The organism is Acinetobacter sp. TR11 (assembly GCF_027105035.1).
Lineage (GTDB): Bacteria > Pseudomonadota > Gammaproteobacteria > Pseudomonadales > Moraxellaceae > Acinetobacter.
This window is the reverse complement of record NZ_CP114256.1, coordinates 1,794,125-1,808,710: the sequence shown is the minus strand read 5'-3', so window position 1 is coordinate 1,808,710 and position 14,586 is coordinate 1,794,125. Positions and strand designations below refer to the sequence as shown.

At 35.6% G+C, this 14,586-nt stretch carries 14 protein-coding genes and 2 pseudogenes; 3 read left to right on the top strand and 13 right to left on the bottom strand.

The window, feature by feature from the left end:
* Window positions 1-323 precede the first annotated feature (323 nt).
* Window positions 324-1,766: an aspartate ammonia-lyase gene (aspA, locus tag O1450_RS08800; RefSeq protein WP_269228121.1), complete on the top strand. Its 1,443-nt coding sequence runs from the start codon at window positions 324-326 to the stop codon at window positions 1,764-1,766.
* A gap of 333 nt (window positions 1,767-2,099) precedes the next feature.
* On the opposite strand, the gene gcvH is transcribed toward aspA, so the two are convergent.
* The 5 genes from gcvH to O1450_RS08775 form a co-directional block, all read right to left on the bottom strand.
* Window positions 2,100-2,474: a glycine cleavage system protein GcvH gene (gcvH, locus tag O1450_RS08795; protein ID WP_269228120.1), complete on the bottom strand. Its 375-nt coding sequence runs from the start codon at window positions 2,472-2,474 to the stop codon at window positions 2,100-2,102.
* Window positions 2,475-2,571: 97 nt separating this feature from the next.
* Window positions 2,572-3,597: an AraC family transcriptional regulator gene (locus O1450_RS08790; protein ID WP_269228119.1), complete on the bottom strand. Its 1,026-nt coding sequence runs from the start codon at window positions 3,595-3,597 to the stop codon at window positions 2,572-2,574.
* A gap of 127 nt (window positions 3,598-3,724) precedes the next feature.
* Window positions 3,725-4,165: a MaoC family dehydratase gene (locus O1450_RS08785; RefSeq protein WP_269228118.1), complete on the bottom strand. Its 441-nt coding sequence runs from the start codon at window positions 4,163-4,165 to the stop codon at window positions 3,725-3,727.
* Complete coding sequence (locus O1450_RS08780) at window positions 4,165-6,015, bottom strand: ABC transporter ATP-binding protein (RefSeq protein WP_269228117.1); 1,851 nt, start codon at window positions 6,013-6,015, stop codon at window positions 4,165-4,167. The genes O1450_RS08785 and O1450_RS08780 overlap by 1 nt, the downstream gene beginning before the upstream one ends.
* A 245-nt stretch (window positions 6,016-6,260) precedes the next feature.
* Window positions 6,261-6,791 (bottom strand): hypothetical protein, encoded by a 531-nt coding sequence (locus O1450_RS08775; protein ID WP_269228116.1) that lies wholly within the window; start codon window positions 6,789-6,791, stop codon window positions 6,261-6,263.
* A 592-nt stretch (window positions 6,792-7,383) separates the two neighbouring features.
* Between O1450_RS08775 and O1450_RS08770 the strand changes: the two are divergent.
* Both O1450_RS08770 and O1450_RS08765 read left to right on the top strand, forming a co-directional pair.
* Window positions 7,384-7,578: pseudogene (locus O1450_RS08770) on the top strand (hypothetical protein).
* 489 nt (window positions 7,579-8,067) lie between these two features.
* A pseudogene (locus O1450_RS08765) lies at window positions 8,068-8,191 on the top strand (IS3 family transposase); the annotation flags it as partial.
* A gap of 201 nt (window positions 8,192-8,392) precedes the next feature.
* Here O1450_RS08765 and O1450_RS08760 read toward each other — a convergent pair.
* The 8 genes from O1450_RS08760 to O1450_RS08725 form a co-directional block, all read right to left on the bottom strand.
* Entirely contained in the window at window positions 8,393-9,643 is a 1,251-nt protein-coding gene (locus tag O1450_RS08760; RefSeq protein ID WP_269228115.1) for a mechanosensitive ion channel family protein, read from the bottom strand.
* Window positions 9,644-9,760: 117 nt separating this feature from the next.
* Window positions 9,761-10,300, bottom strand: a complete 540-nt coding sequence (locus O1450_RS08755) for a DUF2058 domain-containing protein (protein ID WP_269228114.1) — start codon at window positions 10,298-10,300, stop codon at window positions 9,761-9,763.
* A 3-nt stretch (window positions 10,301-10,303) separates the two neighbouring features.
* Entirely contained in the window at window positions 10,304-10,984 is a 681-nt protein-coding gene (locus O1450_RS08750; RefSeq protein ID WP_004662424.1) for a YoaK family protein, read from the bottom strand.
* A 9-nt stretch (window positions 10,985-10,993) separates the two neighbouring features.
* Window positions 10,994-12,193 carry a serine/threonine transporter SstT gene (gene sstT, locus O1450_RS08745; protein WP_269228113.1) on the bottom strand — a complete coding sequence of 400 codons (1,200 nt, stop codon included), beginning with the start codon at window positions 12,191-12,193 and terminating at the stop codon, window positions 10,994-10,996.
* A gap of 424 nt (window positions 12,194-12,617) precedes the next feature.
* Window positions 12,618-13,403 (bottom strand): thiazole synthase, encoded by a 786-nt coding sequence (locus O1450_RS08740; RefSeq protein WP_004639328.1) that lies wholly within the window; start codon window positions 13,401-13,403, stop codon window positions 12,618-12,620.
* A 23-nt stretch (window positions 13,404-13,426) separates the two neighbouring features.
* Window positions 13,427-13,624, bottom strand: coding sequence for a sulfur carrier protein ThiS (gene thiS, locus O1450_RS08735; protein ID WP_005187915.1), 198 nt, complete (start codon window positions 13,622-13,624; stop codon window positions 13,427-13,429).
* A gap of 9 nt (window positions 13,625-13,633) precedes the next feature.
* Window positions 13,634-13,999: a DUF423 domain-containing protein gene (locus O1450_RS08730; protein ID WP_269228112.1), complete on the bottom strand. Its 366-nt coding sequence runs from the start codon at window positions 13,997-13,999 to the stop codon at window positions 13,634-13,636.
* 95 nt (window positions 14,000-14,094) lie between these two features.
* Window positions 14,095-14,580: a hypothetical protein gene (locus tag O1450_RS08725; RefSeq protein WP_269228111.1), complete on the bottom strand. Its 486-nt coding sequence runs from the start codon at window positions 14,578-14,580 to the stop codon at window positions 14,095-14,097.
* Window positions 14,581-14,586: the final 6 nt, after the last annotated feature.

The following is a 14,586-nucleotide window of genomic DNA, read 5'->3' as shown; positions in this document are numbered from 1 at the left end:
ATTTAAATTAAGTGTATGAATCTTAATTTTTAAATCTAAAAAAGCTCACTTTTTTTTAAATAAAAGAAAGATATTTGTGGCTTAAAAATAGGCTATATGTTTCAAATTATTACCAAAGCAAAAAATTGATAGAAATAACAGGCATTTTTGAACATAAAAATAGAGTGAAATGACAACACATGTTGTTACAAAAGCAACAATACAGAGAAATTACATTATAAAAAGCTCGTAATGTTAAGCAATTCTGCTAATGAAAATTTATTTGAAATCTTCCATATTATTTCTTTGCACCATTAGGGTGCATTGTCTGAGAGAAATGGAAAGTGGACACGGTTCAAGCAGCAACCATAAGAATAGAGCATGATTTACTTGGCGCAAAAGAAGTGCCAATGGATTGTTATTACGGAATTCATACTTTACGCGCTATTGAAAATTTCAAAATTTCTTCGCAAAAAGTTGGACAAAATAGTCACTTCATTCGTGCGTTAGCACAAGTGAAGAAAGCATCTGCTCAAGCGAATCTAAGTTTTAATAAATTAACAGAAACTCAAAGCTTGGCGATTCAGCGAGCTTGTGATGACTTAATTAATGAAACACAGAAATGGCAAGACTCATTTCCAATTGATATTTATCAAGGTGGAGCAGGCACGTCGATTAATATGAATACGAATGAAGTCATTGCCAATATCGCACTTGAATCATTAGGTCATCAAAAAGGTCAATATGACATCATTCACCCGAATGATCATATCAACAAATCACAATCAACGAATGATGTGTATCCTACCGCGATTCGTTTATCGACTTATTGTTCTCTAGATGCATTATTTACACAGATGGATAAATTGATTACTTCATTTGAGAATAAAGCAATCGAGTTTCGCTATATTTTAAAAATGGGGCGAACTCAACTCCAAGATGCTGTGCCGATGACACTTGGGCAAGAATTTCATGCATTTGCAACTTTATTAAAAGAAGATGTTCGTCTGATTAAACGTACACGCGAGTTGTTGCTTGAAGTCAATTTAGGTGCAACTGCAATTGGTACTGGTGTAAACACACCTAAAGGCTATGCTGTAAAAGTAGTTTCGTGTTTGAAACAAATTACAGGTTTAAATTTAGTTGGCGCTGAAGACTATGTTGAAGCAACAAGTGATTGTGGCGTATTCATTATTTTATCAAGTGCCTTAAAACGTCTTGCATGTAAACTTTCAAAAATTAGTAATGACTTGCGTTTATTGAGTTCAGGTCCTCGTACTGGTTTGGGTGAAATCCAATTACCTGAATTACAAGCTGGCTCATCAATCATGCCTGCAAAAGTAAATCCTGTTATTCCAGAAGTGGTAAATCAGATTGCATTTAAGGTGATTGGTAACGATCTTACGATTACATTTGCAGCAGAAGCAGGACAGTTACAGTTAAATGTCATGGAGCCTGTGATTGCAATTTCACTCAATGAATCAATTGAGCTATTAACCCATGCGATTCAAAGTTTGGATGAAAAATGTGTACGTGGAATCAAAGCACATGAACAAGCTTGCCATGATGCAGTGATGCGTAGTGTCGGGATTATTACGCTGCTTGATCCATTATTGGGTCATGCTTTGTGTGATGAAATTGGTAAGCAATGTATTGCTGAAAATAAAACTATTCAAGAAGTAGTTTTAGAGCGTGGTCTGCTGACTCAAGCGCAACTGGATGAGATTTTCTCTTTTGAAAACTTGGTTTCAGAAGTAGATGGCATTCCTATAGATTACGTTGCTTAACGTATCAACCTCAAAAAAGCCCAGTAAATGTACTGGGCTTTTTAGCCAAATCTCTTGAAGTTTTTGATATTAATAACCAACCCATACAGTGCAATTAGGATAGTGCTCTTTAATAGAATAAATAGCTTGTTCTACTCTAATATTATTTGTATGTTCCAAAGAATGAGTAAAAATTGTGATATCGAACCCTGAGCGACGTAAAGTAGTTATTTCATTACTCGATATAACTTCAGCTGATACCCATAGCGGAATGCTATAGGTATTTAGTTTTATAAAACTCTCATACCCTTGACGGTTTGTTGCTAGAAAAACCGAAGAAGAAATTTCCAAGAATTATAAACCTGATTCATATTCACTATGTGAAAGGAGCTTTTCAACATCAGCCATATTGTCTGGTTTGATTTTATATATCCAACCTTTACCATACGGTTCTTCATTGACAAAATCTGGATCATCTTCAAGCGCTGCATTCACTTCAACGACAGTACCTGAAATAGGGGCATGGATGTCAGATGCAGTTTTAACAGATTCAACAACGCCCGCTTGTTCTGTTGCAGTCACATGACTACCGACTTCTGGTGTTTCAACGTAAACTAAATCACCTAACTCCAACTGAGCATGGTCACTGATTCCAGTAACAACTAAATCACCTTCGATTCTTACCCATTCGTGTGTTCGTGCATATTTTAAATCTGTTGGATGATTCATGACAACTCCTTAAACAATCTGTCGTATCATTTTATTTGGCTTTATACAGGTTTTTTAGTTAAAACAAAAGTGTTTATAAATGAAGCACTTTGCAATATTACAAATAAGGGTCTTTACGCCAGTTACTCGGACTGCGTCCACTCCAGCGCTTAAATGCACGGCTAAAATTCGCTACATCAGAATACCCTAATTCATCAGCAATTTGTTCCAAACTATAATCGGTTCGTGACAGTAAGGAAGTTGCATGGCGATAACGAACTTCGTCAACTAGGGTGGAGAAGGAAGTTCCTTCGGCGGCTAATTGACGTTTTAAAGTGCGATCAGACATATGCAAACGATCAGCAACACTTTCAATGCTTAAATAATGTTGTTCCGAATTGGTCAAAATATCACGAACACGCATTGCGAGACGACGACGTTCGCCCAAAGCTGATAATTCAGTTTCACATTGATTAATCGCAATTTGGCTCGCAATCGGATCTGCATTAACCATTTTCAAACCGAGGTATTTTTTATCAAAGCTTGAAATTAAATGTGGCTGATTAAAGCGCACCGTACTGGTTAGTTTGTCGCGGTATTTATCAAATCCAGCGGGCTCAGGAAAATCTAAATCAACTTCACCATTTAAATCTTCAATTCCTGTTAAGGCTTTTGCCATGGTCATAATACCAATCGTTAAACCTAAGATAATTTCAGTACGTAATGGTTCAACTTCAATATCACATTGCAGTTGTAAGGTGGCTTTAGGGCCAAAGGTAGAGAAATAGAGCTGTAGAAAAGGCAAGCGTAATTGAATAAAACGACTTGCAAGTGCAATTGCATCGGTAATGTCATGCGCAGTCATAATGGCATAACCAATAAAACCATGAATAGAAATACGCATTTGCGTACCTAGGTGAAATCCTAATGTACTTTCACCTGTTAAACGCAAAGAATGTTTAACTAATTCATTCGCAATAGGTGTAGGAATTCGATAATTTGGGTCAGCTAATTGCTCACTGGTTAAATGAAAAGGAGCAAATAAGGTTTCATCGCTATATCCCCAGCGAGAAACAACGTCTAATAGTAATAAGCCATAGACGCCTGGTATACCTTGATCTTGACGAGTTGAAGTTGTTTTCATGTGCTTTCCGTGGCGCTCATCAATTTTGCCAATATCTTTTAAACATTTAAGTCTGAAACATCTTTACACGAAATAAAATAATCAATCATAAAAATTGTTGGACAAAAGAGTCACCCAATCTCCAAAATTAAGCTGCTTTTCTAAAGACCATTATTTTGGTTGTTGATATTAATAGCACATCGCCATGTTGGTTCAAAGCTTGAGTAACGTAACTGACAATACCACGATCAGTTTTGGTTTTAGATGGCACAATCGCAGTAATCTCAATTTCGACATGAATTTTATCGCCAACACGAGTAGGGCGAGGCCAACGAAGGCTAGATTCAGAACCCAGTAATCCGCCTGCGATTGGAAAGCACTCTGTCCATAAACGCATGGTTACTGCTGAAGTATGCCAGCCACTTGCTGCTAAACCTTGAAAAATAGGATGTTGTTCAGCTGCGTGTTCATCTAAATGAAAGGGCTGAGGGTCGTATAGGCTCGCGAATTGTTTAACTTCTTCAAGTGTCATTTCATAGTCACGGCTGATGAAACGATCTCCAATATTTAAGTCTTCTAGATACAACATTATTCTGTGTCCTGAGCCACTACTCGCTGCTCAACTAAAAAACCACCTGTTTGGCGTTTCCATAATTGTGCATACAAGCCATCATTTGCAATAAGTTCCTCATGTGTACCTTGTTCTGCAATTTTGCCTTGATCAAGTACAATGAGACGATCCATTTGAGCAATAGTAGATAAACGGTGTGCAATTGCAATGACCGTTTTGCCAACCATTAAGTCATTTAAACTGCTTTGAATCGCGGCTTCAACTTCTGAGTCAAGAGCACTTGTTGCTTCGTCTAAAATAAGAATAGGTGCATCTTTCAAAAAAACTCTAGAAATCGCAATACGTTGACGTTGACCCCCAGAAAGTTTTACGCCACGTTCACCGACATAGGCATCAAATCCAATACGTCCTTTCTGATCAGTCAATTGAGGAATAAATTCTTCTGCTTTGGCTTTTTTGACAGCAAGTTGAATCTCTGCTTCAGTCGCATTAGGGCGACCATATTTGATATTTTCAGCTACCGTACGATGTAATAGAGAGGTATCTTGTGTGACTAGTGCAATATTGGCACGTAAGCTATCTTGTGTGACATCATGGATACTTTGACCATCAATCAAAATGCGACCCTGATTAATATCATAAAAATGTAAAAGTAACTGAATGAGAGTAGATTTACCTGCACCAGAACGACCAACGATACCAATTTTCTCGCCAGGTTTAATCGTAAGATTGAAATGATCAATTACATTTTTTTGATTATAAGCAAAACTAACATCTTCAAAACGAATTTCGCCCTGTTGAACTTTTAGTTCAGTTGCATCTTTTTTGTCTTGAATTTGAATTGGTTTACCTAGGGTTTTCATCCCATCCTGAATCGTACCAACATTTTCGAAAAGCATCGTAATGTGCCACATGATGAATTCCGCTAGGCTATCGAGTTTTAAAACCATTGCCGTGGTTGCTGCGATTACACCTATAGCAGCTTGACCTTGTGTCCATAACCAAACAGAACTACCAATCACGCCTATAAAGAGAAAAGCACTGAGTAAACGAATGCTGATTTGGTATTTCACACCTAAGCGCATCTGTTTATAAACAGTGACCATAAATTCTTGCATGGACTCTTTTGCATACTGACTTTCACGACCAGCATGTGCAAACAATTTCACGGTTTGAATATTGGTATAAGCATCGGTAACACGTCCAGTCATAACAGCGCGTGCATCTGCCTGTTGTTGTGAAACTTTACCAAGACGAGGAATGAAATAACTGGCAATCGCGATAAATAAGATCAGCCATAAAAGTAGTGGGACGATCAAAACAGGCGAAATAGAACCTAATACAAAGCTAATCGTAATAAAGTAAATCAGTACATAAACCAACATGTCACCAAGAATCATCCAAAATTCACGAACTGCTAATGCAGTTTGCATAACTTTGGCAGACAAGCGACCAGCGAAGTCGGTATGGAAAAAATCTAATGATTGTTGCAATAATAAATTATGGAATAACCAGCGCATACGCATTGGAAAATTACTAAATAACACTTGGTGTTTGACAATAGATTGCAAACTTACGAAGAAAATATTTGCGAATAAAATACTTATGAGAATAGTTAAATTTTGATGATTCGTTTCTAAAAAGGTATTAGGCTGACTTTTAGTGAGCCAATCAACTAGTTTACCAATATAAGAAAAAAATAATGCCTCAAAGCACGCAGCAGCAGCTGTACAAGCAATAAGTAAAAAGAGGAATGGTCTGACACCTTTCGTTGATTGCCAAACAAAAGCAAAAAAAGTAGTCGGTAATGGTTTGTTTAAATCTTTCGTTGGGTAAGGATCAACTAATTTTTCAAACCAACTCAGCATTACACTTATCCTCTGATGAAATTCTAATTCAGCTAGTTCAGTAGCATATCAGAAAATTAGCTTTATAGATGAAAAGAGCGAATGTGGCTTGGTTCGCAAAAGGATAATTAAATTTCCAATTTAATTTCGAAAATAGTTTGTTTCAAATAATATTTGTTATTAATTTTTTTCTTAACAAATAATATGGTAAATGAAATTTCTAACGAAATATTTCAATAGATCATTAGCAATCCAAGTGATTGATATTAACGAATGGTGTAAATGGTATCGAAGTTAACATCCACTGAACAAATAAGTAAATTACAAATTAAATTATTGTTTAGTAGATTTGAAATTTGATTACTTAGATTCATTTCAAATGCTGTTAATTCTCTCATGATTATTTGGCATGCACTATTAAATTCATGAATATTCCAGTCTTTATTAAATAAAAATTTTATAGCGTTTAAATTGTTTAACTCATACATCAAGGTGTGATGAAGTGAGAATCCTTTATCATCAATTATTTTTGAACTTTGGAAGAGAATTGGTTCCACTTGATTCGCTTTGATGAGCATTAATGAATCAATTATTTTATTTTTAAGCTCATTATTTAAGCTGTTAAAGAAACCAAAAGAAAATGTTGTAATGACCGCAGCATCCATCCAAAGTGTAGATTTATGGCTCATTTTTCCTAAATGAAGTTCTATAAATTCATATTGATTTCCGATATTCTCAGTTTGGGAGAAAAATGAGTAATCTTTTTCATTTTTGAATTTTATTGCTGAATGAGGCATCTTTTAACTCATTATTACATTACTTAACAATCTTGATACATAATGGTTTTTTTTAAATTAAAATTCAACAGATTTTATTAATATTTATTTCCTTTGATTGGTGATTGATCCCAATATGTTTATTTTATCAATCTTTCTATTTAAAAAGTTATAATAAGTTAACTATATTAAATTAATGTGAAAGGTGTTTAATAATATTTAAAACTTAGGGATATTATCTAATTTTTTATAGAAACTGAGAATGATATCTAATTTTTATATTAAAATAACAATCAGTAGGATAGAAAATTTCTGTTTTTTCGCTACAAGTATTTAGGATATAAAACTGATAGACATCTTAGATGTATGTTGGATGAGCTGGTTTTGATACAAAAGATGAGAAATCGAATCGATCAGTGAGCAGGCTACGGGTTGGTAATGGAGAGGAGTGTACTCACTTAAAGTTCTATTTGTCTCATAGGCGAAGAGTAAGACGCTAGACAATTATTTAAAAATTCATTTGAAATACAGCTTTTATAGTGAAAATTCAATGCATGCAACGTGATACAAGGCGTATACTCAAATTAACCATTACAATCACATAGGATTAGAAATGCTTCTTAAATTTGCGATTCGCTTTATGGCTGTCCTCCTTTCAGTACTTATCTTGGTTGCTGTCGTTATTTAGTTCTTCTTCTCAAGCAAATTAACCACAGATTTGTGGATTATTGTGGTTCCTGTGATTTTAGGTATTCCAATTCTTACCTCAGTCGTAATTGCTAAAGACGATGAGTTAAGCATTCATTGATACATACATGAATAATTAAAGTCACTATTTAAAAAGCCCATGCCAATGGGCTTTTTTACTATTTTAAACAATCTAAGTCCTATTTGAGAATTTACATTGTTTGATGAACGGTCATAATCAAGCGATGGTTGGTGTTGGTAATAGTTATTAAAAAAATAGATAATTGTGATGAAATTCACAATTTGGATAAGAAATGTTTAAGATCATAGGGAATTTAATAGTTTGTATGCTGTTTATTACTGGTTTGGTATTTTTATTGATTGGAACTTCGTCAACGGATGCGCTTCTGATTGCTGTTTCATTCGCTTTGATGACGGCATCTTATCTACTTGCATCAGAATTCAATATAAATCTGTTGAATTGGAATAGATAAAAAAATTTAGCTGAAGAATTTTTGTGGAAATTCTTCAGCAATTTGATCCTAGCCAAAATAATGGACAGCATGTCCCTCTAAAGATAATGTTACTCCAATCTTTGGGGGTCAAAGAAATGGCTAAACGTTTTAGTCCTGAATTTAAACAGCAAGCAATTGATTATCTACTTTTCAAACTTCCACGAGCCTATAGCTGCAATCGCTCATAAATTAGGTGTGGCTTATTCAACCATAGATAAAGCGCATGTGTACTTTCTGATTCCTTATCTTAGTTTATTGCAAAAATTTTTTAGACACTCAACTGATAAGAATAAAACTGTATTATCTACACATTTTAGGATTTCATAGAAAATTTTGGGAAATTAGGTTTAAAGTTTTTTCTATTTAAATACTTTAAGGCTTTAGTATTAAAAAATGTAAAGCCTTAAAGCTTAGTTCGCATTAGATTTGAAAATCTTTAACAGACAAATAGGTTTTAAAATCATATCCTGATGGTGCTTGATAAATTCTCAAACCAAATTCAGGAATAATTGCAATAAAATGATCGAAGATATCAGATTGAATCGCTTCGTAAGATGCCCATGCTGTCGTATTTGTAAATGCATAAATTTCTAAAGGTAGACCTTCACTAGTGGGTTGTAGTTGACGAACTAAAATAGTTTGATTTTGTGCAATACCTTGATGCTGGCGTAAATAAAACTCTACATAAGCACGGAATGTTCCTACATTGGTTAAACGTCGTTGGTTGTATTCTGATTGATTACTTAGATGATCATTAAACTTATTAATTTCATCTTGCTTTGCATCAAGATAATGGTCTAAAAGTAAAAAATCTTTTAATTTTCGCTGTTCACTATCAGTCATAAAGTGAACACTACTTTGATCAAGAAATATCGAACGTTTAATACGACGGCAGCCAGAATTACTCATACCACGCCAGTTTCTAAATGTATCGGTGACAAGTTTGTTGGTTGGAATGGTGGTTAGTGTTTTATCGAAATTTTGTACAGTCACTGTATGCAGAGACATATCAATCACGTCGCCATCTGCATTTAAAGAGGGCATCTCAATCCAGTCTCCTATACGAACCATATCATAAGAGGCAATTTGTACACTTGCGACTAAAGACAAGATCGTATTTTGGAAGACTAGCATGAGAACTGCTGCCATTGCACCGAAGCCTGCGAGTAAAGTAAAGACATCTTTTTTAAGAAAAGTACCTAAAATCATAAGACCACAGACAACGAATAAAATCAGTTTGATCAGCTGTAAATAACCTTTGATTGGTTTATTTCTCGATTTTGGATTGCGTTGATACACTAAGTTAAAAATATTCAGTGCTTCACTAATTGATAAAGCGAGCGTGAGAAAAATAAATGCCTGTGTTCCCATTTGTATTAATGTAATTACTTTTAATGGAAGATGGGGAACTGCACTGATTCCATTCATGATGACTATCGCAGGAACGATATTTGCAAATCGACGTGTAACGCTGTGTTGGGCAAAAATTGATTGGTGGGGTGACTTAAGCTTAGTAATGATATGGCGGATACCACGGACAATAATTCTTTTGGCAATAAAATTTGCTAAAACCGCTAGAAAAATCAAAATTGCGAATGAAATGAGCATTTCTAACCAAGGGTATTGGCTTAATTCACTTCTAATTTCGCTAATAAAACTTAAATAATTCAAATCAAAACACCTTACAATTTTCACTTTATTAATTGTAAGGCGTTAAAAGTACTTATGATAAGTTGATCACATTTTGAATACGATCTGTAAGGTTGTATTACATTAATGAGGTGTGATTTACCACATTAAATCATCTGGAATGACATAAGCTGCGTATGGGTCTTCTTCATCAGTTGCTTGATCATTTTTCTCAGTATTATTGTTAACCAGAATAAATCCTTGCATTTTTTGATCAATTTTTTCTGCAAGAGCTTTGGGGAGATAAGCATATTTATCTTGATCTTTAGCAATAACTAAAGAACCCGTCACTAACGCATTATAAACTTGTTGTGAAAGATAAACCTTTTTAATTTTCCCCTCATCAATGAATTGATAGGTAACATCGCCCTCTGTTTGCAAAATTTTATGTTGCTTGATCATTTGAATAATTGAAGCTTTAAGCGCCTTTTCTTCTAAAACCTTTTGTTTTTCTAAATTCAGTGCTTGGTCTTTGGCTAATTTCTCTTGATTCACTCGATCGATTTCAGCTTTTAATGAGGTATCATCATGTTGTCCAGTGCGTTGTTCATGTTGCACCTGTTTGGTTAATTTTTTGGCTTTTTTATTGTCGACCAAACCCGCTTTGAGTAACTGAGCTTGTAATGCATTTTTAACCATAATTCAATCCGAATTCGAGTTTGATGAAGAGCGAAAGTAAATTACCCAGTAAGCTATACTCATAGTCAGACTTAAACTTGCTGGTATTAGGAAAGTTTGTAATTTTAAATAAGGATAAAGCAAACTCGCAATAAGCCCACCTATAAAAAATCCTAGAAAGATGAGCAAGTGTAAAAAAATACGCCTATTTTCAATTTTTAGACCACGAACTTTATAACCTAAGGTTAAACCAATATCCGTTAAAACACCTGATAAATGTGTTGTACGGATAATTGCACCTTTATAGTGACTGACCATCGCATTTTGTACGCCCATGGCGACACATGCCCACAACAAACCATAGCGCGGGAAGTAAGGTAACAAAAGCCAAGTTAAAAATAGAAATGCAGCAACTAAACTAAGTGGGAAACCGTAATGATGGCCAAAAGAGACATTGCTATCTCCAAGAATGAGACCGCTGTAAAACGATCCAATCACGAAGCATAAAACTACTAAACTGAGATAAATAAAATGCTCTGGTTGCCATTCTAGCAAACTCATTGCCAGCATGCTGACGTTGCCGGTCATGTGTGAAACTGATTGATGTAGAACAGTAAATAGCCCTAATACGTTAACCATACCAGCATTTAGTGCGAGTAAAAAAGCACCAAGTTGAATCCAGTTTGGTAAACGCTGTAAGGGCATAACAATCTACTAGTTTTTTCGGTTTCGGAAATCTACAGCAGCAGTAAATAAAACGTCAGTTGACGAGTTCAGCGCAGTTTCAGTCGAATCCTGTAATACACTGATAATCATACCAATCGCAACTACTTGCATCGCAATTTCAGATGATATACCAAATAAACTACAAGCAACAGGGATGAGCAGTAATGAACCACCTGCAACACCTGATGCACCGCATGCTGAAACGGTTGCAACGACTGAAAGAATAATCATTGTGCTTAGATCAACATGAATACCCAATGTATGAACAGTAGCAAGCGTTAATACGGTAATTGTAACCGCTGCACCCGCCATGTTGACTGTTGCTCCAAGCGGAATAGATACACTTGCGGTTGCTTCGTTTACACCTAAGCGTTGCGCTAAATCGAGATTAACAGGAATATTGGCAGCAGAACTACGTGTGAAAAATGCCGTAATTCCACTTTCTTTTAAACATTTAAACACTAATGGGTAAGGGTTTGCTCGCATCGTTAATGCGACTAAAATTGGATTTATCACTAATGCAACAAAAAGCATTGTTCCTATCAGTACAATTAACAAATGTGCATAGCTAGATAAAGTTGCTAAACCTGCATCTGCAAATGTGACTGCGACTAAGCCAAAAATTCCCACAGGGGCAAAACCAATCACGGTGTGAATAATTTGATTTACAGCATCAGCCACATCAGTAAGCACTTGTTTGGTAGTCTCAGAACTATGACGTAATGCTAAACCTAAGCCGATTGCCCAAGCCAAAATACCAATAAAGTTGGCTTCACTAATCGCTTGTATAGGATTGGCAATAAAGCTTAATAATAAGTTCTTTAAAATTTCTGCCAAACTACCAGGCGCTTGAAGAGCTGGTTGAGTTGATAAATTAAGAAATAGCTGACTTGGAAAAGCAATACTTGCTACAACAGCACTAAATGCTGCGAGTAGCATTCCAACCACATACAAAATCATAACAGGTTTTAAGTTTGAGTTTTGCCCAACTTTGAAATTTGCAATCGAAGCAAGCACTAAAACAAAAACAAGAATCGGGGCAACCGACTTTAATGCTTTAATAAACAATTCACCTAATAAACTCAAATAAGGTGTAAAGTTAGGAAAAAGCAAAGCTACGCCAATCCCTAAAAAAATAGCAATAATAATTTTGCTGACTAAGCTCAAGCGAGACAATACATTAAACATATAAAAGCCTTATAAACCTATATGTGGTTTAAGGTTAAACAAGCGCCGTATTCTATACCTAAGCACTGTATTTTTTTAAATTTTTTTGATGAACGAATTACTTTAAAAATACCATAAAAATTAAAATAATGTTTTTAAAAGTATTTTATTCAAATATACAGAATCTTTTTGTGTAAAAAAAGATCTTATCTTTATGGTTTTACTAAAAACTATAAGTGAAAAGGCAGTATTCTTCTAGCTGCTGTTTAAAATTTAGATTGTTAACTTATTGATAATTCAAGGAACAATAAATCATTTTATCTCAAAAATTATTGTACAAATGAGTAGTTTTTAAAGAATTTGGTCTTATCCATATCATTATTGCATTAAGCAAATAGTGATTAATACAAATATAGAGTAGGGACTTATTAGTCCCTTCTTTCTCTTACTTAAAGAAATATCCAGTTTCTGGTGAACTTGCATTCGCCATACGTTTACGAGGCATACGACCTGCTAAGAATGCTTCACGACCTGCTTCAACCGCTTTTTTCATGGCAGAAGCCATCAAAATTGGATTTTGAGCAGCAGCAATTGCTGTATTCATTAATACGCCGTCACAACCGAGTTCCATTGCAATCGCCGCATCACTGGCAGTACCAACACCTGCATCGACTAACACAGGAACTTTGGCATTTTCTTTGATGATTGAAATGGTATGTGGATTCAAAATGCCAAGGCCAGAACCAATCAAACTACCCAAAGGCATGATTGCTACACAACCCATGCTTTCAAGTTCTTGAGCGACAATCGGATCATCCGAGGTATAGACCATGATCTCAAAACCATCATCGATCAAGGTTTGCGCGGCTTTAAGCGTCGCGGTCACATTTGGATATAAAGTTTTTTCATCACCAAGTACTTCTAACTTCACCAGATTGTGACCATCAAGCAGTTCACGTGCCAGCATACAGGTACGAATCGCGCTATCGGCATCAAAACAACCTGCGGTATTTGGCAAGATTGTGTACTTCTCAGGTGGAATCACTGAAAGCAAATTCGGCTGATCGGCATGTTGACCGATGTTTACTCGACGAATTGCAACGGTCACAATTTCAGCACCACTGGCTTGAATAGCTAAATCAGTTTCATTGAGATCTTTATATTTACCAGTTCCGACCAATAAACGAGATTGGAAAGTACGTGAACCAATAATTAAAGGGGAATCTTGCATGGGCTTACTCCATTTTTAGCCGATTAGCCGCCACCAACAGCTTGAATAATTTCAATACGATCTTCAGGAGCAATAGCTGTTTGCTCAAGTCTACTTTTCGGAATAATCTGTTGGTTCTTTTCTACAGCGAAGCGTTTGCCTTCAAGCGCCAAGCTTTGAATCAATTGCTGTAGGTTTTCACAAGGCGTGTCGAGTGACTCGCCATTTAAATAGATGTGCATGATCAATCCTTATTTCGCATGCTTGATTGCTTGCCATGCGAGTAACAGCCAGCCCGCTATCATAAACGCACCGCCAATCGGTGTAATCGCACCTAAAATGCGCGGTAGGCCGAGCGCCATAATGTATAACGAACCGCAGAAAAATATGATACCAATTTGCATCAAAATAAAAGGAATTTTTATTGGGAAAGTAGGTGTGGTTTTATGCAGAACACCTAAAATTAGTAAGCCAAGCGCATGATAGAAAAAGTATTGGGTGGCTGTACCCCACCAAGCGAGTTGTTCTAGGGTTGCAAAAGATTTGAGTCCATGAGCACCGAAAGCACCCAACATAACTGCAATAGCAAGATTGATTGCAGCAATTCCAATCCACATGGCATCGTACCTGAATGAAATTAAAAAATTTTTGAAGATTGGAGTGCTATTTTTTCATAGTCGATCATATTATGCAAACTAACTTGGGGGAATGATTAAGTAATTTCTCCCTTGCTGATCCATCTATATTCAATATCGGATGCTTCAATTAACCATCGACTAGATTCATTGAGATCGTACCATTCTATTTCATGAATCAAATGTCCTTGATCATTGATACGCAATTCATCATATCTCCAATCTCTATGACCCTGAATTCCATGGTTGCAGTTAAGTTGATAATTAAATACTTGTGGGTATATCAATTCAATAAAACCATCATGATAAGCTCCAAGCAGTCGAATGGTAATCGTTATATAACGATTTTCTTGTCGATCTCCCGAGTTTCTTTCTTCAATTTTAATATTTTCTAACCAAGCATCATGTGGACAACGCGGGTCATTAAAATTGCCATACCACTCAGAAGTTGCAAGTGAATAGGCTTTTGATGGGAAAATATTTTTGTGCTGAGTTAAGTATGCTTTGTATTGTCCAAAGCATTCAGGATTATCCGATGTTCTTTCATTTGATAAAATAAACATAATTTG